We start from the raw sequence: 24221 nt of genomic DNA on the forward strand, positions 1-24221 counted from the left end.
ATTAACGAGAACGAATCACTCTCACCATTGAAAGCAGGAAAAGTCCTACCAAGGTCCAAGGCGAACCACTGCCACCTGAACCACCACCACTGCTTTCTTTAGTGGTATCAGCACTACACTGATACTGAGCAAAGTGACTCACCCCCCACTCTTTCAACACCCCAGAGTTCCCTGACACGCGGTCAGATACTTCGAGACGCCAAGTACCCCAACTCGGTTGACCGACAAGTGCTTGTAACTCCTCGTCATACTGAGCGGTGAAGTAACCTTTAAACCTATTGGTATTGCTTGATTGATGGCTAAGTAGCACAACCGATTTACCTTGTGGAGACACAAGCGTCACTTGCAGATCCTGCAGTGAGTCATGTTCGATGTTCAGGTAAACCGCAAACGAATCATCAATCGTGCGTGACTTGTCCGATAGCGTCTGAGAGAACAATCTGTCACCCTGCTCCGGCAAAGCGGAGTTCACTGGTTGAGGCTGGATATCGAGCTCTGGCGTACCATTAACCAGCATCACCTTTTCGCTCCACTGGTGAGCCTTTAAACCTTTAGCAAATTGGTAATCCAATAAAATAGAGGAATCGAATTGCGTGCCACATGTCAGACCGCTTGGTAACGCCACCTTCATTGAGGTCGAGTCAGAAAGCGTTTCATCAAAGTCGAAAACGGATGCGTTATTTAGCTGCCATTGCCCTTTGATGCTCGCTTCGCGGCCAGTTTGGCTCAGGCTCACTCCCACGTCTTGACCTTGTGCGATGTATCGAGCGTCATAGCGAACGCGAAAAGGCGCTTTAAGCAAGTTATGTTTGTTGAAGCTGTCCGTCAGGAACTGGGCATAGTCTTTATTTGGGAACAAAGTGCTTGCGGCAAACACGGTGGACTCTGCCAAATCATGCATTTTTACACCACGGCCAATACCGTACATGCCTTCAAGTACAATGGCGTCAAACTCGCGGAACACGTTATCGGTATCACCACCGTATCGTTCAACCGATGCTTTAAGCGCTTGGAACAGTGGCGTTGACCATAGCTCGTCGCCTAGTTCACCGCCCACACTGACGTGCGCTGGATACTCTGAGCTCTCGAAGTAACGCGCTCTTTGGTTCCATAAGCTACGAGTTGTTTTGCGTGTTCCGAACATACCGTCCCAGTTGAACACCGTATCTAACTCGAATTCTTGGCCACGGCGAGCTGCGTCTAAATACTGTGTTCGGTAGCTCGCGCTGCCCGCCCAGTAATCACCAACACCTTCTCCAATCGCGCCAGTATGTCCATACGCCCAATCAGGAACGATTTGATAGTGAATACCGTGTCCTAGCTCGTGCAAAATCACATCTGCATCTGCAGCATCTGGAGATACTCCGCCAACGCCTAACATCAGCGCACGCGAACCTGTGTAGTAAGAAGAGTTGTCGAGCGCTAAACCACGCCCATCAAAACGAAGCGGTTCGTCAAATAAGTCATAGCTCAAGCTCGATAAGTACTTCAGTGAGCTGTCAAGATGGTAAAACGCCATCAACTGCAAAAAGGCATTGTCGCCAAGTTGAGCGCTTTGCATCGCTTTTACATCCGCAAAAGATTGAACCCCCTCAGGCGGCAAAATAGTGCTGGTATCACGTACAGGCTCCGCACCTACCGCAGGTGAAGACAGTAATGCAAGTGCATCCACCTGTTTAACGCGCTCGTTGGCTAGGTAGAGCTTGCCCCCGGACTGCAAAACTTGAATCTGCTTCTCAACATATTGAAGTGGCTGCGGATAATCCTCTAACGAATTCCAAGCAGAATCAGGCGCAGCTTGTTGTTGCATTGTACGTAAATCAGGATCAAAGAGTGAGACGGGAACAGTCACCAACTCACCAGAGCTCAATGCTGGCGGCTCGGTCACTTCCAAGCGAACAGGCAGTTCCAGTTCTCCAGCTGGCATCGCCTCACCATTACGAATCACCGTATCTTCAAGGCTTTTGAAAATACGCTCAACTTGACTGTCTTGGTTAGTCGACAGCACAATGGTGCGTTGCGGTTGATACTGCCCATCGACCCACACATCAAAGTTGTAATGATCTCCGAGCTGAGAACGAGTTTGATAGCGAAACTTAAGTTCGCCAGCGCTAGCGTAATTGGCTTGTAAGTAGCGCAGCGCTTCGGCTTGGTTCGTGACCGTAATAGCCGCGCTAGGGTAATCCCACTCGGCAGCGTTCGTCACTTGAACGCCTGCCAACGCAAGAGAAAGCGCCAAAAGTTTGAGTTTCATGCAGGGCTCCTACTAAAAGATGTACTTCGCGTTAACCGTAAAGTAACGACCTGGTTCCGTTGAGTAGCGTTTGCTCTCATCTGCTATGCCAGCAACGTCTTGGTAGCGAATGTATTCTTTGTCGAACAGGTTGATGATGGTCGCACTCAAACGAAAATCTTCAGTGATTTGGTAACTTGCCCCCAAATCGAACGTGTTCCATGAATCTGTTTGTGCGCACTCGGTCTTTTGTCCAAGTGACGTTTGGCAACTCGGCACACGATCCATCGAACCAGCCCAGTTCCACGTCGCGAACGCATTAAAGTCTTGCTGCTGATAGTTCAGCCTAACATTGCCCTCGAAAGGTGTGATGCTACGAACGTACTCGCCTTCGGCGTCCTTTCCGTCAACATAACCAAGCTTGGTACTTAGCTTCCAAGACGAAGTGAAAGCGTACGCGGCAGAAAGCTCCGCGCCGTAGGTTTCAACGCCGTGTAAGTTTTGGTATTGCTTGATGTAGTTACCGAAGTTATCTTGCCCTGTGGTAACAACATCGATGAAGTTCTGGAACTTGTTGTAAAACGCAGAAACGTAAAGTTGCGCGCGGCCATTATCGAATTTGTTACCGATTTCAAACGAATCCGAAGTTTCAGCCTCTAGATCCATGTTCGGTGCAATGACAAACGGCGTTAGCGGCACAAAGTCATGGTTTACGAAGCCATACGCTTTGTCGTATTCCGGAGCACGATAACCGTGGTTATAAGATATATAAGCGATGTTATTGGCAAACACTTCACGAGAAATCGATAGGCTTGGAGATACCTCTGAGCTATCCATGTCTTTTAATGGGAAACCGCCCACTTCACCCTCACCGTCCGGTGTTAGACGATGCGCATCAAAGCGCAGGCCGCCTGTAATGGTCCATTTATCCAGCTCCACCATGTCTCGAACGTACAGACCAATGTTATAAGCACGAGCAGGAGCGAAAGGTTGTTTGGTCGAAGGCGTTACCCCGTTCCAATCAATCTTGGAATCGCTATCTGTGCGTTCATAATAGTCAGTAGAAAGCTCGATACCGTAAGCCAATTGGTGCTCAGCATTTGCAGCATAAATCGTATTGGTGAAATCACCACGGAAGCCAATTGTTTCGTCAATGAAGGTTTTGTGTTCTAGCTCGCGACGTCTAACAGTCAAACCATTGTGGTCAACTTGTCTCATTAAACGATTCGTGTCTTCCACCACTTCGGTGTGGCGCCAGTAGACCTTTGTATCTAACTCTTCGAACCAAGTTGGATTAATCGGTGTAACCTCTGCACCAATATAAGCGCTGTACTCTTTTGTCGATTCATCTTCTGCGAAGTCTTCGATATGCCATTTGCCATCCTTCTGTATAGATGGCGAACCTTCCAGGCGTTGTTGGTCTTGCCGATAAAGTTCGGCACGCGCTTTGACCATCACTTCATCATTGAAAAAATGATTGATGGCGTATGACGCGCTGTAACCATCCAAATCGCGGTTGTACAAATCTTGGCTGAAGTTACGCGTCTCTTCACCTTGCCAATACGCCGCGTTGACTAAGCTTTCCGTGTCGCCAGAACGAAATGCCAGATTGCTCGCACCTTTGTATTTATTGCTGATCCCCGTGTACGTGCCCGTGGCATCAACATAAAAGTCACGATCTTTTAAAAACTCGCCCGGCTGTTTGGATTTTAGAATCACAGCGCCACCGATAGCACCAGAACCTAAGACTGAGGAGCTCGCCCCTTTCACTACTTCTAATGATTCCAAATTAGAAAGATCAAACGTATCGCGGCCCACTTTGTCATTGCTGTCATTCGCACCAAAACCGTCTGCTGAGCGAATACCGTCACGAATGATCATAATGCGGTTACCCGTCATGCCTCGAATCGTGATGTTTTGTGGACGACCAGCGCCACCCGACACACTTACCCCAGGTTCGTGACGCAGCGCATCATAAAGCTCTGTTTCGCCCTTTTGTTCAATCTCTTCGCTGGTGACAACTGCGACGCTGCCTGCTAGTTCAGACATTGGTTGTTCAATCCGATTCGCCGTCACCACGACCTCTTCCATAGAGAAAACGTCAGATTTGGCGTGCACTTGGCTGGCAGCTAGTACCGAAAGTACTGCCGCTGACACTGGGGTAAGCTTCATTTACTGCTCCGCTTTAGATGTTTTAATTAGTGATAAAAGAAAGGCGTATTCTTTTGCTTGTTGTTCTTGCGCTTGTCGTGGGTCCATTTGGTGGCCCGAATTAAAATCGGTCTGCAACAAGTACGGCCCGTCGCGCTCACTTAGCGCGGAAACCTTGGCGAGATACTTGGCACCTTCCCAGTAAGGCACGCGCTGATCGATCAAACCGACTTGAACCAGCATGGGTGGGTAAGCGTCTTTATGAATGTTGAGAATTGGATCGTACGCTTTCATTAGCGCCAGTTGCTCAGATTTGGTTGGGTTACCCCATTCGCCATACTGCTGTGTGGTCAGCGGAAGTGAGGTGTCCGACATACTTGCTACCACATCAACAAAAGGTACTTTAAGCACGACACCTGAAAACAATTTAGGGTCTTGATTAACCGCTCCCGCGACCAACGTGCCACCAGCACTTGAACCGATGGCAAAAATCTCTCTATTGCCGCGTTCAAACGTTTGCATCGCCTTAGCGGCCGCGACAAAATCACCAATAGAATTGGCTTTGCGCACACCACGGCCCTGCTCGTGCCACTCATCGCCAAAGTACCCACCGCCGCGAACATGGGCGATAGCGTAAATCACGCCTTGGTCGAGCAAGCTTATGACTTGAGGCATAAAGTACGGTTTCATCGTAAAACCATATGCGCCATAGCCGTAAATCATCACAGGTGATTGCGCGTGTAATTTGTCTTTGCGATACGCTAAAGAGACCGGGACAGAAACACCATCGTGCTTGATAAAAATGCGTTGGGAGACATAACGTTGACTATCAAAATCTTGGTAAGCATCTTGAGAATACAAGGTTTTAGTCAGCGTTTTTACATCGAACTCTTCCCACTGAGGAGGCGTAGTCATCGACATGCTTCGTATACGAATCTTGTTTGATTCAAAATCGCCCAACGTGCTCAACCAAGCGACATTGCCATCCTGTTCCAATGGCAGTATCACTTTTTCCTGACCTTGGTATGAATACACCGTCAATGTCGCTACGTTGTTCGGCTTACTGAGTGCCACAACTCCTGCATCATAAAGGTAGAACTGGTCAAGCGGTTCACGAAGGGTAGTAAAGCGTTGCCATGTTGCGCTAAGAGGTGCTAGATCGGTTTGATAAAGTGCAAATGTACCTTCAAGATTGCTGTTGACGTAAACGCGCCCTTTCGCCACATCCGCGTAATATTCCACGCCCGCTTCCGGCACTCTCAGTGAATCGCTTACGGTGCCCGTTTCTAGATCAACAAGCTTCTGCTCTGTGGTTGACTCGTTGTTGCTTTGCAGCACCACGTAACGGCTATCTGCCGCACGGTAGAAAGAAAGTAACCAATCTGATTTGTATTCGTGCCATACAACGGTTTTAGCCGAAGATTCAGTGGAGATGCGTAGGATCTGATGAGGTCGCTGTGTACGCATTTCCTTCGAAACGAGGTAAGCCATCTTACCATCAGGTGAAAGCAATACACCGCTATCGACGTGCGTTGCCAGCTCCGTAGATTGGCCAAAGAGTAAATCAACAACCACGGCGCGATATTGCTCGCTGCCATCAATATCTTCAGTGAAAAGCAACGTGTCTCCGCTTACTTGCCACTGCCCTACTTGATAATACGGATATGCAGATTGACGTTCAGAGAAATCAAATACTGTGTTCTCTTGTGCATACTGGTTCGAACGTGATAGCAACACATAACCACGGTCACGACGTGTTAACGTCCATTCGCGTCCATTTACGATCGACCATGGTTTATCACCTTTATCTGCCACCATGGCTTCCCACTGCGCGAGCAGATCTTGCGTCAACGTCTGATATTTTTTTTGATGCTGTTCAGTCTTACGGTTCTGCTCTGTTAGGTAGGTAAGAACTCGCTCATCTTTACGAGCGTCATCTCGCAACCAATTAAAGTCATTAACGGCAAAGCAAGAACTAGAGATAATTATGAGCCCTAAAAAAACATGAGTAAATTTCATATAGAGAGCAAATTCATTTATAGGATTAATACAATGGCGCGTATTCTGCCCTTAAATAAAAATGAGATCAATTATCATTTTCATAATCATGTGAAATTTTTATCTAGTATGTGAGGAAAAACGTTTGTTTGGACCGAGTTGATAAAACTTAATACCTCTCTAAATTAGCGATCTATGCTGTTTATATAAAACTAGATAAATATAAAAGCCTAGCAAACACGTTAGTACAGAAAGACATCATTTCGCCTAGAGATAAGCATAAAAAAACCCGAGTGCGAACACTCGGGTTTTGAAAAACTAAAATCAGTTGAAAACTGGAGCGACTTTTACTCTTCAGAGTTTGGTGCCGCTGGCTTTTTCTTCGGAATGAACACATCATCACCCACTGATACGTTTTTGTAGAAACTCTTGTCACGTTTAACAGGTTTCTTAGCCGACTTCTTCGCTTGAGGGCGTGATTTCTTCGCTGTCGCTTTCTTGTTACGGAAATCTGGCTTAGGTGGCTTCAGGCCTTTGAACTTACCTTTCAGATCTTCGAATACTGAAAACTCAAGATCTTGTTGTAGGTAAGCTTCTACACGTTTAAAGCTATCCCAGTCTTTTGGACCAACAAGAGAAATCGCATCACCCTTGTTACCAGCACGGCCCGTACGGCCAACACGGTGTACATATTCTTCAGTATGCTTTGGCATATCGAAGTTAATGACGTGTGTCACTGTCGCAATATCCAAGCCACGAGAAGCAACATCTGTTGTCACTAGGATCTTGAAAACCGCTCGCTCAAACTGGCTCATGATCGTATTGCGTTGAGCCTGGTTCAAGTTACCACTCAGTGCAACGGCCTTCAGTTTCTTCTCGTTTAGCTTCGCTGTTAGGCGCTCAGTATCATCGCGCGTCGCCGTAAAGATGATAACTTGGCGATATTCTGCTTCTGAAAGTACGCGATCTAGAATCGCCTCTTTATGATCAAGATGATCACACAGGTAGAATTTTTGCGTGATATCTTTGTGTTCTTCGTTAGAAACACCGATAGCAATACGTTTCGGAGCATTAAGCATTTCAGCCGCAATGTCATTTACGTCGGCGTGATCCAACGTTGCAGAGAACATTAATGTTTGACGGCGACGATGCTTAGCTGCTTTATGGATACGATGAAGCTCTGGTGCAAAGCCCAAATCCAGCATACGGTCTGCTTCATCAAGGATCAGCGTTTCCAAACCTTCAAGGTAAAGCGAGCGGTGCTCTAAGTGGTCAGCCAGACGTCCTGGTGTCGCCACGATGAATTTAGGGTAACGGCGCAGTGCTTTCACTTGATCATTAAAGTTCTCACCACCCAAAATCAATGCAGCTTCATAAGATAGGCCAGCAAGCATAGAGCGAAGCTCACCATACACTTGTTTCGCTAGCTCACGAGTGGGAGCAAGAATAACTGCGCGAGGGTCTTTGGCAGAAAACGATTTTGTCTTTAAAGACTTGTGAAGCATTGGTAATACAAACGCCAAAGTCTTGCCCGAACCCGTTTTCGAAGATGCCAATAAATCCTTGCCTGCAATCGCAACAGGAATAGCCTGCTTTTGAATGTCAGTTGGTTTTTTAAAATCGTAGTGTTTTAGGTTCTTCAACAATCGGTTGTCTAGGCCTAGATCTTTAAATTGCAAAGTATTCTCCAATAAATCAGTCAGCGTCTGAGCGCTCTGTAATGTCGTTTCCGCTCTAACGCAGCAAAAAAATAAAGCTCGGTATAATACCGCAAATCATAGGAGTATAGATAGAGATCACACAAACTAATTCCCACAGATGAAAACAAAACATCATTTGCGGTCAATTAAGAACAACCCCTCGCTTTATTGGTCAGCTGCTTGGCTTAAGATTTAGAGAAAAGCGAGCTCAAGGTGCGCCTCTCGTTCTCCAATAAAACTGCGTAAATGGCAGTTATTTGCGCCGAGAAACTTTCATTTGTGTCAATATCGTCTAAATTATTGATATCAGGAACGTGGCAAAAACACCTGCTATGAGAACTGTTGTGGGAATAAGGGAGATGATAATTCACTCACCTTTGTTAAGCTCAGGTAAAAGTTGACGTCAGGTACTCCATGAAATTCTTGGGTTTTTTTGACTTTTGCTACATCATGTACTGATAAAATGTATCCACATTTAACCTCGCTACTGTATAAAATAATAGTTGGTAGCGAGACTTTCACTATAAGCAAGGAGTTCTTATATGAACAAAACGTTGATCGCAGCTGCAGCAACTTCAGTACTTCTACTAGCAGGTTGTGCTTCTTCTGATGACGCAGCAACAGCAAATGCAGCAAAACTAGACGAACTAAGCAACCAAGTTAGCCAACTAAGCCAAGACGTACAAGCTCTTCAATCTGACGTTCAAAAATCAGGTGCAGCAGCAATGGCTGCTCAAGAAGAAGCTGAGCGTGCTAACGAGCGTATCGATAACATCGCTCAGTCTTACACTAAGTAAGATTTGATACCGCGTCTTAACGCCTGTTAAGGCGCGGTTATTTCGACAGGAACCCCATTCTGCGCGGCAATCGCTGCTTTAGCCTTCACATTTTTCAGTCCGAACTCATCCAGCCACCACTTTAACTCTTTTGGTACCTGTAGGTGATCTTTCTCACCATTGCTGCGAGTCAATGGCTCATGTGCCTCTAAAAATACACTTCTGTCCGGCTCTAGTGATACTTTCACTGGTTGGTTAATGATATTCACTTCTTCACCGTTACGAACTTTTTCAAACAACCATTCAATGTCGCTTGGGTCCATACGAATGCAACCCGCGCTGACGCGCATGCCGATGCCGAAATCTTTGTTGGTACCGTGAATAAGGTACTCGCCATTTCCGTAGGCTAAACGCAATGCAAACATCCCAAGTGGGTTGTCTGGACCGGCAGGTACAACGGTTGGCAAGTCAATGCCCTTCGCTTTGTACTCGGCACGAATCGAGGCTGGCGGCGTCCACGTAGGGTTTGGACGCTTTTGGCTAATACGCGTTGTCATCACCGGGGTGTCTCGCCCAATTCGCCCGATTCCCACGGGGAATACATGCACAATATCTTCCCCTTTCGGGAAGTAGTATAAGCGCAATTCCGCTAAATTGATGACGATGCCTTTGTGGGGTACATCTGGGAGGATCAGTTGTGTTGGAATAGTAAGAACGTGTCCCTCTTCTGGCAAGAAGGGATCCACGCCTTTATTTGCCGCCATTAAACCTAGCATCCCGACATCGTAGTGCTTGGCAATATTTGCCATGGTTTCGCCTTCTTGCACGACGTGGTTTTCAAGGCGACCAATTAAACGACTGCCATCCTCTGGTAGCTCGTACATTTTTGCGAATGACAAACCACTCGCTAAAGATAACGATACAGATAACAGCGTACGTTTTGCGAAACTCATTGATCGCTTTTTGCTAAGCATTTCACTTTATTCCTTGGCACTTTTAAAGAGCCGTAAGGTTATCTCTCTTTCTGTCTTGTGATCAACCATCGGCTTGTGATATTCCAGTAAAGAAAATCCCTTCCAAGTCCAAGGTTTATGGATGTATTTGTTTGGCACACTTTTGATTTCAGGCACCCAGTGGCGCACGAATTGGCCATCAGAATCAAACTTCTCACCTTGGCTTATCGGGTTGAAAATACGGAAGTACGGCTGCCCATCACAACCCGTCGATGCAGACCACTGCCAACCACCATTGTTTGCTGCGAAATCACCGTCCACCAGCTTACTCATGAAGTACGCTTCGCCCCAACGCCAGTCAATGTGTAAATCCTTGGTGAGAAAGCTCGCGACAACCATACGAAGCCTGTTATGCATCCAGCCTGTTTGGTTGAGCTGACGCATTGCAGCATCGACGATCGGGTACCCTGTCGCTCCTGTCTTCCATCGCTCAAAAGCCTGCTCATCATAAGACCATTGAATTTTATCTTCCCAGTCGATAAAGCCTTTGCCTTTAACGAGCTTTGGTTCGAAAACCAACAGATGCTGATAAAACTCACGCCAAATGATCTCACTCAACCAAGTTGCTTTTCCTTCTGTTAGGTCATTTTGTTGGTTTTCAGCATACAAGCGAGCAATACATTGCCTTGGTGACAATGCACCAATCGCAAGATAGGGAGACAGTTGACTGGTGCCATCAATAGCCGGAAAATCTCGATCTTCCTTGTAAGCATCACTGCGCTCACGAGCAAATTCCCTAAGCTGCTTTAAAACATCATGGGTCGAAGCAAACCAATCCTCGCTGGACTCTCGAGGATAGCTAAACGTGAAGTCTGAACTAAATCGAATCGGCTCTAATTGTTCCAATAGTTTGCTGCTTAGCGGCGCTTGTTCTTGAGGCTTTGTTACCGCTGGCATTTGAAACTGCGTCAACCAAGCACGTTTGAATGGTGTAAATACCTTAAAATACTCACCTTGCTTATTGAGAACCGTCGTTGGTGGGTGCACACATTTGTCGTGAAACAGTTCAAAATCGATATCATGGGAAGCTAGCGCCTCACTCACTTGTGCATCGAGCTCTCGTTCATTCACTTCATAGTGAATATTCGCCATAACAGACGTTGCTTCAAGTGTTTTCGCCCATTCACTAATCACTTCGGTACAATCAGAAAACGACGGCACCTCTTTATATAAAAAAGGAACATTCAGGCTTTCCAACTCGTCGTTGAGATACTCTAAACGACGAGCAATGAGATCCGCCTGCATCGGCGCCATGTGGTGTTCTCGCCACTGCTCTGGCGTCGCGATAAAACAAGCGACAACAGGCTGACCTGAATCTAACGCCGCTTTAAGTGCGGTGTGGTCTAACGTTCGTAAATCACGTCGAAACCATACTAAGATCATGGTGTCTCCTTCGTTTCGTCTACTCTGTTAGGTGCAGTTTCTCAATCACTTCAGAACATCCAATACGTTCGCCAAAACGTGTTTGAAGCATTTTGATGGACTCCACTTGCTTAGCTGCCAGCGCTTTATTGGAAAACAGGTAAATGAGCGAGTAGCTATCAACAACTTCGTGCTCCAGTAAACCAGAGACATCATCAACTTTGTCGATCAACGTCGTGTGATACCCTTGCTCACACAACTTCGCTGCTTGAATCCAGCTCTCTGCTTCCCTATGTTGTTCAAAGCTGATAAGCAAGCACTTCCCTTTGGAAGCGGCTTTGTTTTCAGAGTCGATAACAAGGGCAAGACGAGTAATCAAACAAGTTTGAAATAACCCCATCTGCAACGATCTCAGCGATCCTTTGACCATCTCCAGCGCGTCAAATACAGGGTCAATAAACTGTTCAATAACCAAATTCAATGGATACTCTTTGAGAACAGAAGCAAGTAAGCTCTCCGCTTTGCCTCGATTCAGTTTCGAAAGTGCTGATAACATGGTTTCTACTTCTTCGAGAGTACGAACTTCATTGTTGACTTCTACGTCAGCACTTTTTCCCAAAAGTCCCTTTACTTTACCGATTGCAATCCCCTTCGCGAGCCAACTCTGGACTTCACGAATCGTATCGAGATCTTGCTGTCGATAAAGTCTGTGCCCTTTTTCTGTTCGCTGAGGCTGGATCAAATTGTATCTTCTCTGCCAAGCTCTCAGCGTAACTGGCTTTACACCCGTGATTTCTGCGACGTCTCGGATCGCGTATAGTTTTTCTTCTGAACTACAAACCATAGCGTAATCTCATCTCCTGCGGATACGGTTCTAAAAACTTCTGTTTTGCTAAATACTCATCTGGGTAAGTGTTTAAGTAGTGCTTAATCAATGTCAACGGTGCTAACAATGGCAATGTACCAGTGCGGTAGTCATGAATTACTGTTGCTAATTCTTCTTTTTCGTCTTTAGTTAAAGCGCGCTTAAAATACCCTTGTAAATGCATTAGTACGTTAGTGTTGTTTTTTCGGCTAGCACGATTCGCAAGTGCCTTCATAAGACCTAAGCGATACTCTTGATAGAATTCTTCGATTTCATAGCTAGCGACATCGGCAACTAAACGACCAAGAGAGCGGTATGACTCAGGGTGATGCGCCATCAAGGTCAACTTATAGCGCGAATGAAAATCGATAATTTTGCCTCGAGTTGGCTCTCCGTCCATCGAGTCATAAAAGTCGTTCAAGCAAAATACTCGGGTAATAAAGTTTTCTTTTAATACAGGATCGTTGAGTCGGCCATCCTCTTCGACGGGCAACCAAGGCATTTTTTTCATCAGCGTTTGTGTGTACAAGCCGACGCCTTCTTTCGCTGCGTTATTTTTGCTATAAACCTTGACGCGCTCCATACCGCAAGTTGGAGACTTGGCACAGACGATGTAACCACAAAGTTGCTCGCTTTGTAGCTCCTCCACTTTGTTAGCAGAGTAAGCAAGCATATTATCGGTATGGTCATTTTCTGGATTTTTAGTTTCTACCAGCGCCACACGCTCTTCTTCGGAAATCAAACGAATTGTTGGTCGCGGCACTGGCATTCCGACGCCCACTTCGGGACATACCGAAACAAAGTCAAAATATGGGCTGAGCTCTTTAGTCACAAAGTTACTTACTTTATGACCAGAGTCAAAACGAACTCGTTCACCCAAAACACAAGAACTGATACCTACTTTGATTGAAGATTCCATGATGACGCATCCCTATACAAAATGTTTTGTTGTATAACTTATAGCAAGGCTTTTTAGATTGTACAAGAAAATAAATTGTACAATTTAATCGTTTTACTTTTCTCAAGAGCATTTCGATCAGCGCTTTCTCAAAAGTTTTTGATGTTCTCAGTGTCCATTTTGTGCGCGCAATCGACAAATCGCTCAAAAGCGAATCGATTGCTCTTTTGCTTTCAACAGATTTAGTTATCAATGATGTTCATGGTTTCTAAAAGCGTGGTTTTTGTGACTAAGCTCTCAAGGGGCCACTGTACGTCCCGATATTATTGCTTCAACGAAAACGAACAAGTTCAACAGAATTGGTAATAGCGTTCTATACTAGAGGCGTTTTATCAAAACAAAACTTTGGAGAGCACTTATGGCAACCCCACACATCAATGCACAACCAGGTGATTTCGCTGAAACGGTTCTAATGCCAGGCGACCCTTTACGTGCTAAATACATCGCAGAAACGTTTCTTGAAGATGTGAAGCAAGTTTGTGACGTTCGTAACATGTTCGGCTTTACTGGCACTTACAAAGGCAAAAAAGTGTCTGTTATGGGTCACGGCATGGGTATCCCTTCTTGCTGTATCTACGTACACGAGCTAATCGCAGAATACGGTGTGAAAAACGTAATCCGTGTAGGTAGCTGTGGTGCGGTACGTGACGACGTTAACCTAATGGACGTTGTTATCGGTATGGGTGCTTCTACAGACTCTAAAGTAAACCGTATCCGTTTCAACAACCACGACTTCGCTGCAATCGCTGACTACGGCCTTCTAGAAGAAGCGGTAAACCAAGCGCGTGCTCAACAAGTACCAGTTAAAGTTGGTAACGTATTCTCTGCAGACCTGTTCTACACACCAGAAGCTGACATCTTCGAGAAGATGGAAAAACTAGGCATCCTAGGTGTAGACATGGAAGCGGCTGGTATCTACGGTGTTGCTGCAGACCTAGGTGCGAAGGCGTTAACTATCCTAACGGTTTCTGACCACATCATCCGTGGCGAAAAACTAAGCTCAGAAGAGCGTCAAAAGTCGTTCAACGACATGATGAAAGTTGCGCTAGAAACCGCAATCAACATCTAAGAACAAGTAGTAAGTAATAATTTGCAGCCAGAGTTATTGCTGGCTGCCCGAATTATCCCGAGGGGGCGATTGTGTCTAACGGCGAACTGCCAAAAGACGCAGATGGGTTACAACTCAACTTTTGTAAAACATTGGCGTGTGACAACTTTGGATTGAGTGATGCAAAGCGTTACGTTCTGCAACATGCTAACCCTAAACGTCCGGCGATGGTATGCCGTGAATGTGGAGCTTTCCCCCCCTTACTTAACAATCGCGATGTCGTGAACGAACTTCATCGCCTGCGACACGTCCACAGTGACGGGTTGCCTGCGTGCCGCAATGATGATTGCGAGAACTTTGGACTATCCGTCCACACACATAAACACCTCTACCACGCTTTCGGTTACAGTGGTGATCGTCAACGTTACCGTTGTAAAGCGTGTCAAAGTACCTTTGTTGATAAATGGTCAGGCGCGAACAAAAAGCTACAATTCCAAGAGAATTTAATGGGCTTATTGTTTACTGGTTACTCTGTACGCGAGATCTGCCGAAAACTCAGTATCAACCCGAAAACCTTTTACGACCATGTTGATCATATTGCGAGTCGCTGTCGCCGTAAATTAGCCACTATTGATGCTCGTTGGGTAAACCACGCAACGCACTATGAATTGGCCTCAAACTATGTTGCATTGCAGCCAAACAGCAATAATGGTGTCTACTGGATTGTTTCTGGTGAAGCCCACTCAGGCTATATTCTTTGTCAACATGTGAACTATTCTGCTGATGAAGAGCCAATCGCCACGCTAGACCATAACCCGTACGACGAGGTCTCTCGTTTTGTTTCCCAAGAGTACACAGCGGAAGCAAGTGAACCGCCAGCGGAACCTTCGAACCTCCTGCGTGAACGTATTGACCAAAAATACCAAACCATTTTGGCTCGCGGTAACGTGGAAGATCCTCTTGGTAATCTTTCTGTATTCCATTACCCATCTAAAGGTGCATTAGTTCGTCCGCCTTACACATCATACGCTCATTACCTGCATGTACTTGATATGTGTTGCCCCAACAAACGTGTATCTCTATATATGCCTCAAGACCCCCTACTACGTTCGGCAGCACTGAGCGTTTGTTTGTCTCGAATTAAAGAGAAAAATGTCGACTTGATGTACGTAGAAGAAGACGCAAATTGGGACATGAGCACACCTTTTGGCAAGGTCGATATCGCCTATATGAGCTGGTGGCGAGATCGCTGGGCGATCTCCACTCAAGACGAAAGCCACAAAGGCATTTGCTACCTTGCTGGTGATAGAAATGAGCCCGAGAAATGGTTTAACGTTGCAACAACTCGCCATGTGCAGTTCTATCAAAATCGCTTCCAGATCCTTTTCGAAAGCTTCATTAACGAGCCACGTCGCAAATTACGACCTGCTGGAATTTTACCTCTTTTAGATATATTCAGAGCTTGGCATAATTTGTGCTATCAGGATAAGCAGGGTCTTACCGCCGCACAAAGGCTAGAAGTCACTGATGCTCCTTTGACCATCAAACAGCTCCTATCGTAACTATTGGCATTTAGATGTAGTAATTAGGGGCTGTGACAGTATACATTACGGCACCTAATCTTTACCAAAGCGTTATCCGCATCGTTTTGGTAATAAAACATGCATCTAACCACTTAATATTAGGTGTGAATTCCAGTTCGATAGTCATGGATGTGAACGTTGGATAAAAACCAAATTCAGCTAGAAGATGAGCTCAAAAAGCTTAAAGGCCAAATAAAAACGGCCCCTGAACACACCTTCAGTATTGCGCAGCAATACCGTATCCGCGCGGAGCAAATTTTATTTGTGGATGGTGAAATCAGAGCATTGCTGATAATGGCGCAGTGCTGTTGGTGCCTAATGGATTACCGACAAGGCTTAAAGCTAGTCAAAGACGCCTACAGCAAGCAAACCCAACTTGAAACCGACGATCACCTGCCCGAAATTCTTCATTTATTTGCTCTCCAATATTGGGGACAAGCAAAGTATTACTCAGCCCAACAATATTGGATTAATGCACTCGAACAATCCGCCCTCGTTGATGATATTGAAATTCAAATCGAATCTCTAATTGGGCTTGGCAACGTATGGCGCATCACAAATGAGCATCAACTTGCCGCTTCCACTCATGAGTTGGCGGTTAAAGTGGCAAACAACGTCCGTATTGCTTGGTTGGAAGGCAAAGCTCGTATCCTGTTGGCTTGGGACTATTACTTACTGAATAAGTTTGTCGAAATGCTCACTGTGCTGGATGGTGCAACCGAAGTACTAAAAGATCATGATGACAGCACATGGCAAGCCGAGATCTGGGACTTTAAAGGCTTAGCGCTACTTGGGCTAGAACGCCTTGATGCCGCTGAAGAAGCCACACAGAAGGCCCATAAACTCGCTATTGAACATGATCTCATTTGGATGAAGGCACATTCGTTTATTAGCCGCGCAAGGCTCGAACTCTTGCGCAAAAATACGGATAGTGCAGCAAAGTTATTACTCGCAGCAGAAGAGTCCGCGCTTAGTTTTGACAACGGCGAGCTACTAAGTCAGATCTGCTTTCAGCAATCTCGAGTCGCTGAAGAGCAAGGTAATTTTGAATCGGCGTTTAACGCGTTTAAAAAATACCGTAAACATGCACTTAAAATGCTCAAAGAACAGACTCATCGAGTCAGTATGGATAAAGCACGCGGCTCCAAACGCCAGCTAGAGCAACGAGCGCGTAAGCTAATTAATCGTATCCGTTCCCAACATGAATATGACCCTGAAAAACAGTTTTCTAATGTTGTGTCCGAGACCTACTGGTGGGAACAGTTAGTTCTGTTTAAAACAGAGCTCAAACGCTCCAACCACGCGATCATTATGATTCAGCATGCAAACCCCGAATTTCTCGATGTTTGTACCGAGCTAGTTCATGCATTGACGACCTCAAGTGATCTCATCTCACGAATTTCCAGTGACAGACTAGCTATGTTAATTGCAGAGAAAGGTCAAGCAGCAGAAGATGTCTATCGCACGGTTCAGGCTATGTTAGACATCTATCCATGGAAACGTCGCGGGCTAAAAGGTTCCAAACCGATACTGTATTTGCAAGATATCCTGACCTTCCCATTCACTTTAGAGCAACTCGAAGAAAGCTATATTGAGGTAATGAAGCATGGAACAACTGCTTAGCAAGGTTACTGACGCAGGCATCGATCCTTCTTCCGTCTCTGGTGAAGAAGCGATTACGCTGTGGGAGCACATCGGGTTACATATTGCATCCACGAACCGAGAAAAAGCACATTGCTATATCATTAGTGCCGAGTATCGACGAGAAATTAAACAGCTCAACGACAGCATCGAAGAATTACGACAAGCCCTTGAGTTGCTCGTTTTACCCGACGATGTAGAAGATATTCTGTCTGTAAAAGCAAGCTTGAGTGATCGTTTAGTAGAAGTAGGTGACTACAACGCGGCATTAACCGAATATGTTGCTGCAACGAATATCGCTGTCGAATATGGCTATATTGATGAATACGTACTGGCTATTATTGGAATGGGCAATTTGTGCGATGCCTATGGGGATCACCATCGCGCCTTGCGTTATTACCAAAAAATCGATGCGATCGATCACGCCATTAGCAGTCGCTCCCTACGTCTGCGCTACAAACTTTACATGCTTGCCTGTCACATCAGTTTGAACCGTACCGCAGATGCACAAGAATTATTGAGTGAGTGTGAAGAGCTAAGTATCCTCGTCAGTGATAAAAACCTTGCTGCGCAAATTCATCTTTACCGAGCCAAACTGCATCGTTTGCAAGAGGATTACCCTAACGCATTGCTTGCTATCTCTAATGTCCAGTATACGACGGGCAGTGCTACCACGTACTGGTTATCCACGATGGTCAAAATCGAGACCGCATATTGTCTAAACGGTGTCGGACACATCTCTTTAGCCAACTTAGTGCTGGACTCTATCGGTAAACGAATTCAGAAACACTCGTCTCCTCTTGTCGCTCAGCATTTTTACAACGCAATGAGTCAAGTTTACGCTTCTCAAGGGTTATTTCAGAAAGCATTAAACTGTGAAAAAAAAGCGTTTCGCATTGAATCTGACCTTGTCAAACACATTCCAATTGGTGAATTGGGTTCTACTCAATTACGTCGACTTTCTCGTTTTGAGCTACAGCTCAAACTCATTTTGTCAGAACTTGAAAACAAAGAGCTCAAGGAAACCACCAAACAACATAAGAATACGGTCGCCCAACTACAGCAAGATGTCTTTACTGACCCGCTAACCTCTTTGCACAACCGACGTTGGTTAGAAGTCAAACTCAAAGACCTGCTTTTGCACGATACTGAATTTGCGTTGATGGTCATCGATATTGACCATTTTAAGTCCATCAATGACGAGCTCAGTCACCTTGTTGGAGACAAAGCGATTAAACGTGTGTCTCAAGAATTAGCAGGATACTTCAAATTTAAAGGCGCTTCTTGCGTTCGCTTTGGCGGTGAAGAGTTTCTTGTCATTCTAGAGAATAGCAATCTAGAGCGGGCAGAAATGCATGCCGAGAATTACCGCGAACGCATTTATCAATATGGTTGGGACGATATTCTTGGCGAGCGGGGGTTGACCGTATCGATCGGGATTACCTTACATCGAGAAGGAGAGAATACCCAACGTACCTTCTATCGCGCCGACAAAGCCTTGTACCGCGCCAAAGCCAATGGCCGAAACCAAGTCTGTACCGAACTTTAAACCATGCCCCAATCTTCACTTGGGGCATAACCGTGGCTTTTATTCTCCATTCCTTCCTTTATTACTACTTAGTTTGAATATAGTCGCCTTCACTTCTTATTGTCCTCGAATCGCAATCGATACGGATATCGCATAAACATAATTCAAGTACAAAATAACTTGATTGAACGATAGTTAAGACAAATACTTAAACTGTTCATTTACGTAAGATTTTCCATTAGGTAACAAGCACAGGCAGGTAAGATGTTTCTAGACTATTTTGCACTTGGGTTACTCATCTTCGTTGCTTTGGTGATCTTCTACGGGATTATCGTTATTCATGATATTCCGTATGAAATTGCTAAAGAACGCGAACACCCTCATCAAGACGCAATTCATTACGCAGGCTGGGTTAGCCTTTTCACTTTACATGCACTGTGGCCATTTTTATGGATATGGGCAACATTGTGGCGCAAGGAGCGAGGCTGGGGCTTCAAACAACTTGAGCAAGAAACTCACGACATTCATCACCGTCTTGAAGAGCTCATCGACGAAGTCAACGAACTCAAAAACGAAGTATCGATGTTGAAACAACAAAAGATTCAGCAAAGGCCTTTGACTGAACAAAGTAAAGAGGACGAATAATGGATTTATTGCTGATTCTGACTTATACAGCCCTTTGTATCGCCATTTTTAAAGTCTTTAATATTCCTTTGAACAAATGGACCGTACCTACAGCCGTACTTGGCGGCGTAGTGTTGGTGGGCACACTCGTCCTTCTTATGAACTACAACCACCCATTTACTCAGTTAGGTAACCAAGTGTTCCCAACTACGCCTATCGTCTCTGGTGTACGTGGCCGCGTTGTGGAAGTGCCCGTTCAAGCGAACCAACCGCTCAAAACGGGCGATATTCTTTTCAAAATCGATCCTGTGCCTTTTGAAGCAGAAGTCGCACGCCTTGAAGCGAAAGTGAAAGAAGCAAGCCAAGGTGCGTTGGGTTTAGAGTCTGACTTGAGAGAAGCAGAAGCGGCGGTTTTGAAAGCGCAAGCCGATAGAGATAAAGCACAAAGAGAATTTAGCCGATATCAAAGGGGCTTTGATCGCGGCGCGTTTACGGAACAAGATTTAGATACTCGACGCCAAGCGTACAAAGCGGCAGAAGCCATGCTAGACGTTGCCATTTTGCAGCAAGAGCAAGCACAGATCGCATTAGAGTCGGAAATCGGCGGTGAGAATACCCAAGTCGCGCAACTACTCGCTGAGCTACGTAAAGCAGAGTTCAACCTTGAGCAAACCGTCGTTCGTGCGCCAACCGATGGTTACGTTACGCAATTGGCTTTGCGCCCTGGTGTGATGGCTGTGCCGTTGCCGCTTGCCCCTGCAATGACCTTCGTGCATACCGAAGACATTACGTACACCGCGGCGTTCAGACAAAACTCGCTACAACGTTTGAAGGCAGGCTTTGAAGCGGAGTTTATGTTCCGTGCGATACCGGGCAAGGTATTCCGTGGCGAAGTCATCGACGTGATTCCAGCTATTGGTGAAAGCCAAATTCAAGCCAGAGGTGCTCTGCTTGGTACCGATGCCCTGCGCACAAGCGGACGTGTATTTGCGAAGCTGAAAATCACGGACGATTTGAGCGAATACCACCTACCAATGGGTACCGCGGTTGAAGTCGCCGTTTACTCAGACAGCTTTACTCACGTGTCAGTGATGCGCAAAGTGCTGATTCGCATGAAGAGCTGGCAGAACTATTTGTACCTAGACCATTAATGAACAGCTAGCTCATTCATTTATCGATGAAAATAGTATCAGAAAGTGTAATCGGGGGCTGACAATCAGCCTCCGATTTCATTCTAGCCATCCAGACAGATAGCATTCCCACTTTTATCAATATTCTGTATAATGCGCGCCTTATTTTTAATGCTTGCTAAAAAACAAAGCCAGTCAAAGGGATACGTGAATCAAATCACACATTTCCTGAAGAAAAATAGAGCAAACAATAAGCAACTTGGTTGTTTTGTATATATGTTACACAATCAAATAACCAATGCTTTCCAACAATATAAATGAACGTTCTTTAAAATCGACCATTGAACTGAGGTTATCTATGAATCTTTCTGCTAAAACCGTTGTGGTTATTGCAATCGGTGCTGCTCTTTACGGCATCGGTGGCTTACCTATGTTTGGCATCCCTGTGTTTGCAAACACAACGCTAAAACCAGCCATGGCAGTATTAGCATTGTTCTCAGTACTATTTGGCCCACTTGTTGGCTTTTTGGTTGGTTTTATTGGCCACTGGGTCACTGACCTATTCGCAGGTTGGGGCGTATGGCTCACTTGGGTACTTGGTTCAGGTATTGTTGGTTTGATTATCGGTCTATTCCCTTCTCTAACGCGCTACCGTTTAGAGAAAGGCGATTTCAATATGAAAGACTTCGCGTTATTCGTAGTACTTGCGCTATTAGGCAACGTATTTGGTTACGGTTGCTCTGCATTCCTCGACACGATTTTATACGCAGAACCGTTCACTAAAGTGTTTACCCAGCTTTCAATTATCGCGATCGGTAACACCATTCTTATTGCTATTGTTGGCTTCTTCATTCTTAAGTCTGTCGCTAAACGTAACAAGCAAAGCCGTAACTTAACAGAGGCTTAATGTCGAATGACAATCGAATTTTCTAACTTCTCTTTTAGATATGAGTCGCTGGACAAACCGACGCTAAAAAATATCAATCTAAGGATAGAGAAAGGAGAGAAAATCGTCATTATAGGTCCAAGTGGTAGTGGTAAATCTACCCTTGGGCAATGTCTTAACGGACTGATCCCACACGCAATCAAAGGGGAAACCAGTGGAACACTGACCATCAATGGTCAAGACACCGCCCCTTTCGACATGCACCAATACACTGAGCAAGTTGGCACCGTACTGCAAGATACGGACAGCCAATTTGTCGGCTTGAGCATTGGCGAAGACATCGCATTTGCGCTGGAAAACCAGCTAACTTCTAACATCGACATGTACCCATTGGTCAAAGCCACGGCCAAAATGGTCGACTTGGAACAGATGTTAGATCGCTCTCCCCACGATTTATCTGGCGGGCAGAAACAGCGTGTTTCTTTGGCGGGCATTCTCGTCGATGACGTCGATATCCTTTTGTTTGATGAGCCACTAGCTGCGCTTGACCCTAAAACGGGAAAAAAAACCATCGAGATCATCGATGATCTACACCGCGAAACGGGCAAAACCATCGTAATCATTGAGCATCGTCTTGAGGACGTTCTGCATCGCTCCGTTGACCGTATTATCTTGATGGAAAGCGGCGAAATCATTGCCGATACAACGCCAGATGAAATTTTAGCGTCACCTCTGCTAGAAGATTACGGCATCCGCGAACCGCTTTATATTTCGGCTCTGAAAGAAGCAGGCTGCGCGATTGAGGGCGATGCAAAACCTTCTAGCTTAACCACATTACCGTTAGAGCAATATAAACCAGCAGTACAAGCATGGTTTGATGGTTCAACAGCACAACGACCTAAAACGCCAGCCGAGACTTTGCTTGAAGTCTGTGGCCTCACCTATTCTTACGACGGTGAGAAAAACGCGCTAGAAGGCGTGAGTTTTGACATCAAGCGTGGCGAGTTTGTCTCTGTACTTGGCAAAAATGGCTCGGGTAAATCGACCATCACCAAACTGATTATGGGCGTTATTGAAGCGGATAGCGGCTCAATGAGCATGAATGGTCAAGATCTAAACGAACTGACCATCTTCGAGCGCAGCCAGAAAGTGGGCGTGGTGATGCAAAACCCGAATCACATGATTTCCCATCACATGATTTTCGACGAAGTGGCCTTCGGCCTCCGTAATCGTGGCGTTGAAGAGAAACAAATCGAAGCTAAAGTACTTGAAGTCCTTGAGCTATGCGGTTTGAGAAAATACCGTCACTGGCCAATCGAAGCATTGAGCTACGGCCAGAAAAAGCGCGTAACCATTGCTTCAATTTTGGTCTTGGAACCAGAGCTTCTGATCCTTGATGAACCGACGGCAGGTCAGGACTACCGGAACTACACGTCTATGCTGAGTTTCATCGAAAAGCTCAATCGCGAGTTGGGCGTAACCGTGATGATCATCTCTCATGACATGCATTTAGTGCTGGAATACACTACGCGCTCTATCGTGATTGCAGACAGTAAATTAGTCGCGGATGCACCAATGACGCAGGTATTCAGCAGTCCAGAGCTACTGGACCAAGCGAACCTCACCACAACAAGTCTGTTTGAGTTGGCAACGAAAGTTGGCATCGAAAACACCAATGGCTTTATGCAGCATTTTATCAATGTAGAAAAAGCGCACCGCCAACAAAAAAGCGGCGAAGTAAACCAACCAGAGAAAGCAGTGGCATGAAAGACATTAAGATGAAGTTTGGTATCAACTACATCGATACCCAATCGCCACTTCATAAATTGAATGGCATTACTAAGTTCTTGCTTTTCATTGCTTGGGTAACGGTGGTGTTGACCACGTTTGACTTGCGAATCATTGCACTGTTGATCGTGCTTGGTTTGGGCTTATTGAAAATGACCAAAGTGCCATTTCATGTCTACAAACCACTTTTACTCGGTACAGGCACGGTATTGCTGATCAATGCCCTATTTATGTTCGCGTTAGCACCGCAACAAGGTACTGAGTTCATGGGCTCATCAACGGTTTTACTCTCGTTACCCGGTAATTACTCGCTCACTCAAGAGACGTTGTTTTACCTAGTAACAGTGACGTTGAAATACTTCAGCATGTTCCCAATCGCGTTAGTGTTTGTATTTACCACTCACCCGACGGAGTTTTCAGCTAGCTTGAACCGCTTGGGTGTGCCTTACAAAATCGCCTATGCCGTGAGCTTAACGCTGCGCTACTTGCCGGAAGTGAAAAAGGACTTTGTTAACATCATGCACGCGCAGCAAGCACGCGGAGTAGAACTGAGTAAGAAGACTCCGTTGTTCACTCGTATGAAGAACGTGGCGAAGATTCTTGGCCCTCTTATTTTCTCTAGTTTGGACAGAGCAGACCAAATCTCAAACGCGATGACGCTACGTGGTTTTGGCCGTCACTCATCTCGCACCTGGTACAGCCTAAAACCCCTGACCAAAGCCGATATGATCTGCATGGCGGGGATTGCAGTGATAGTGATTGCTGCGATCAGCAAGCGTGTTATGGACACACAACTGTTCTGGTATCCGTTTTAAATTCTAAAGCTTCAAGCTGAACATAACGTGGTTAGTGTTGTGACCACGTTATGTTTCCCTCTTTCCCCTCGATAACCCGCTCATTAGCCTCTTGCTTGCAGGTGCTCAAAATAGGCGTGTAA

The 24221-nt window shown here is 45.7% G+C and carries 18 protein-coding genes; 10 read left to right on the forward strand and 8 right to left on the reverse strand.

Annotated features, from left to right (window positions below):
- Position 1: 1 nt before the first annotated feature.
- From FKN16_RS11075 to FKN16_RS11090, 4 genes are all read right to left on the reverse strand, one after another.
- Complete coding sequence (locus FKN16_RS11075; RefSeq protein WP_170902698.1) at positions 2–2254, reverse strand: proprotein convertase P-domain-containing protein; 2253 nt, start codon at positions 2252–2254, stop codon at positions 2–4.
- A gap of 12 nt (positions 2255–2266) precedes the next feature.
- Entirely contained in the window at positions 2267–4405 is a 2139-nt protein-coding gene (locus FKN16_RS11080; RefSeq protein WP_170902699.1) for a TonB-dependent hemoglobin/transferrin/lactoferrin family receptor, read from the reverse strand.
- Complete coding sequence (locus FKN16_RS11085; RefSeq protein WP_170902700.1) at positions 4406–6403, reverse strand: prolyl oligopeptidase family serine peptidase; 1998 nt, start codon at positions 6401–6403, stop codon at positions 4406–4408. It lies immediately after the preceding gene.
- A gap of 326 nt (positions 6404–6729) precedes the next feature.
- Positions 6730–8073: a DEAD/DEAH box helicase gene (locus FKN16_RS11090; RefSeq protein WP_170902701.1), complete on the reverse strand. Its 1344-nt coding sequence runs from the start codon at positions 8071–8073 to the stop codon at positions 6730–6732.
- Positions 8074–8624: 551 nt separating this feature from the next.
- Between FKN16_RS11090 and FKN16_RS11095 the strand changes: the two genes are divergently transcribed.
- Positions 8625–8879: an Lpp/OprI family alanine-zipper lipoprotein gene (locus FKN16_RS11095; RefSeq protein ID WP_005375145.1), complete on the forward strand. Its 255-nt coding sequence runs from the start codon at positions 8625–8627 to the stop codon at positions 8877–8879.
- Between the two features lie 26 nt (positions 8880–8905).
- Here the strand turns inward: FKN16_RS11095 and FKN16_RS11100 are convergent, their stop codons facing one another.
- Genes FKN16_RS11100 through FKN16_RS11115 form a run of 4 tightly spaced genes read right to left on the reverse strand, consistent with a single transcriptional unit; the run spans position 8906 to position 13017 of the window.
- Positions 8906–9832: a L,D-transpeptidase family protein gene (locus tag FKN16_RS11100; protein ID WP_005394922.1), complete on the reverse strand. Its 927-nt coding sequence runs from the start codon at positions 9830–9832 to the stop codon at positions 8906–8908.
- Positions 9833–9838: 6 nt separating this feature from the next.
- Positions 9839–11254 carry a deoxyribodipyrimidine photo-lyase gene (phrB, locus tag FKN16_RS11105; RefSeq protein ID WP_170902702.1) on the reverse strand — a complete coding sequence of 472 codons (1416 nt, stop codon included), beginning with the start codon at positions 11252–11254 and terminating at the stop codon, positions 9839–9841.
- A gap of 19 nt (positions 11255–11273) precedes the next feature.
- Positions 11274–12077 carry a MerR family transcriptional regulator gene (locus FKN16_RS11110; RefSeq protein ID WP_047009571.1) on the reverse strand — a complete coding sequence of 268 codons (804 nt, stop codon included), beginning with the start codon at positions 12075–12077 and terminating at the stop codon, positions 11274–11276.
- Positions 12067–13017, reverse strand: coding sequence for a DUF523 and DUF1722 domain-containing protein (locus tag FKN16_RS11115; RefSeq protein ID WP_046875782.1), 951 nt, complete (start codon positions 13015–13017; stop codon positions 12067–12069). The genes FKN16_RS11110 and FKN16_RS11115 overlap by 11 nt, the downstream gene beginning before the upstream one ends.
- A 397-nt stretch (positions 13018–13414) precedes the next feature.
- Between FKN16_RS11115 and deoD the strand changes: the two genes are divergently transcribed.
- The 9 genes from deoD (at position 13415) to FKN16_RS11160 (ending at position 24099) form a co-directional block, all read left to right on the forward strand.
- Positions 13415–14125, forward strand: a complete 711-nt coding sequence (gene deoD, locus FKN16_RS11120) for a purine-nucleoside phosphorylase (protein WP_005394915.1) — start codon at positions 13415–13417, stop codon at positions 14123–14125.
- A gap of 71 nt (positions 14126–14196) precedes the next feature.
- Complete coding sequence (locus FKN16_RS11125; RefSeq protein WP_005394913.1) at positions 14197–15666, forward strand: hypothetical protein; 1470 nt, start codon at positions 14197–14199, stop codon at positions 15664–15666.
- 159 nt (positions 15667–15825) lie between these two features.
- A complete protein-coding gene (locus FKN16_RS11130) occupies positions 15826–17310 on the forward strand; it encodes a hypothetical protein (protein ID WP_170902703.1) in 1485 nt (494 codons plus the stop codon).
- A complete protein-coding gene (locus FKN16_RS11135; protein ID WP_170902704.1) occupies positions 17294–18877 on the forward strand; it encodes a diguanylate cyclase in 1584 nt (527 codons plus the stop codon). Before FKN16_RS11130 ends, FKN16_RS11135 begins: the two co-directional genes overlap by 17 nt.
- Positions 18878–19120: 243 nt before the next feature.
- Positions 19121–19501: a DUF3302 domain-containing protein gene (locus FKN16_RS11140; protein ID WP_006741936.1), complete on the forward strand. Its 381-nt coding sequence runs from the start codon at positions 19121–19123 to the stop codon at positions 19499–19501.
- Positions 19501–20631 (forward strand): HlyD family secretion protein, encoded by a 1131-nt coding sequence (locus FKN16_RS11145; protein WP_005394904.1) that lies wholly within the window; start codon positions 19501–19503, stop codon positions 20629–20631. The genes FKN16_RS11140 and FKN16_RS11145 overlap by 1 nt, the downstream gene beginning before the upstream one ends.
- Positions 20632–20968: 337 nt before the next feature.
- Positions 20969–21517, forward strand: coding sequence for an ECF-type riboflavin transporter substrate-binding protein (locus FKN16_RS11150; protein WP_005375133.1), 549 nt, complete (start codon positions 20969–20971; stop codon positions 21515–21517).
- Between the two features lie 6 nt (positions 21518–21523).
- Positions 21524–23263, forward strand: a complete 1740-nt coding sequence (locus tag FKN16_RS11155; protein ID WP_170902705.1) for a DUF3744 domain-containing protein — start codon at positions 21524–21526, stop codon at positions 23261–23263.
- The gene (locus FKN16_RS11160) at positions 23260–24099 is read left to right on the forward strand and encodes an energy-coupling factor transporter transmembrane component T (protein ID WP_170902706.1); all 840 of its coding nucleotides are present in this window, start codon (positions 23260–23262) and stop codon (positions 24097–24099) included. The genes FKN16_RS11155 and FKN16_RS11160 overlap by 4 nt, the downstream gene beginning before the upstream one ends.
- The last annotated feature ends 122 nt before the right edge of the window (positions 24100–24221 follow it).

Origin of the sequence: Vibrio sp. 11-4(1), assembly GCF_013048625.1 — a bacterium.
GTDB lineage: Bacteria > Pseudomonadota > Gammaproteobacteria > Enterobacterales > Vibrionaceae > Vibrio > Vibrio diabolicus.

Bases quoted from the DNA above. Each gene is read 5' to 3' on its own strand.
- FKN16_RS11075 (WP_170902698.1), bottom strand. From the start codon at position 2,254: ATGAAACTCAAACTTTTGGCGCTTTCTCTTGCGTTGGCAGGCGTTCAA.
- FKN16_RS11080 (WP_170902699.1), bottom strand. From the start codon at position 4,405: ATGAAGCTTACCCCAGTGTCAGCGGCAGTACTTTCGGTACTAGCTGCC.
- FKN16_RS11085 (WP_170902700.1), bottom strand. From the start codon at position 6,403: ATGAAATTTACTCATGTTTTTTTAGGGCTCATAATTATCTCTAGTTCT.
- FKN16_RS11095 (WP_005375145.1), top strand. From the start codon at position 8,625: ATGAACAAAACGTTGATCGCAGCTGCAGCAACTTCAGTACTTCTACTA.
- FKN16_RS11100 (WP_005394922.1), bottom strand. From the start codon at position 9,832: ATGCTTAGCAAAAAGCGATCAATGAGTTTCGCAAAACGTACGCTGTTA.
- phrB (WP_170902702.1), bottom strand. From the start codon at position 11,254: ATGATCTTAGTATGGTTTCGACGTGATTTACGAACGTTAGACCACACC.
- FKN16_RS11110 (WP_047009571.1), bottom strand. From the start codon at position 12,077: ATGGTTTGTAGTTCAGAAGAAAAACTATACGCGATCCGAGACGTCGCA.
- FKN16_RS11115 (WP_046875782.1), bottom strand. From the start codon at position 13,017: ATGGAATCTTCAATCAAAGTAGGTATCAGTTCTTGTGTTTTGGGTGAA.
- deoD (WP_005394915.1), top strand. From the start codon at position 13,415: ATGGCAACCCCACACATCAATGCACAACCAGGTGATTTCGCTGAAACG.
- FKN16_RS11135 (WP_170902704.1), top strand. From the start codon at position 17,294: ATGGAACAACTGCTTAGCAAGGTTACTGACGCAGGCATCGATCCTTCT.
- FKN16_RS11140 (WP_006741936.1), top strand. From the start codon at position 19,121: ATGTTTCTAGACTATTTTGCACTTGGGTTACTCATCTTCGTTGCTTTG.
- FKN16_RS11145 (WP_005394904.1), top strand. From the start codon at position 19,501: ATGGATTTATTGCTGATTCTGACTTATACAGCCCTTTGTATCGCCATT.
- FKN16_RS11150 (WP_005375133.1), top strand. From the start codon at position 20,969: ATGAATCTTTCTGCTAAAACCGTTGTGGTTATTGCAATCGGTGCTGCT.
- FKN16_RS11155 (WP_170902705.1), top strand. From the start codon at position 21,524: ATGACAATCGAATTTTCTAACTTCTCTTTTAGATATGAGTCGCTGGAC.
- FKN16_RS11160 (WP_170902706.1), top strand. From the start codon at position 23,260: ATGAAAGACATTAAGATGAAGTTTGGTATCAACTACATCGATACCCAA.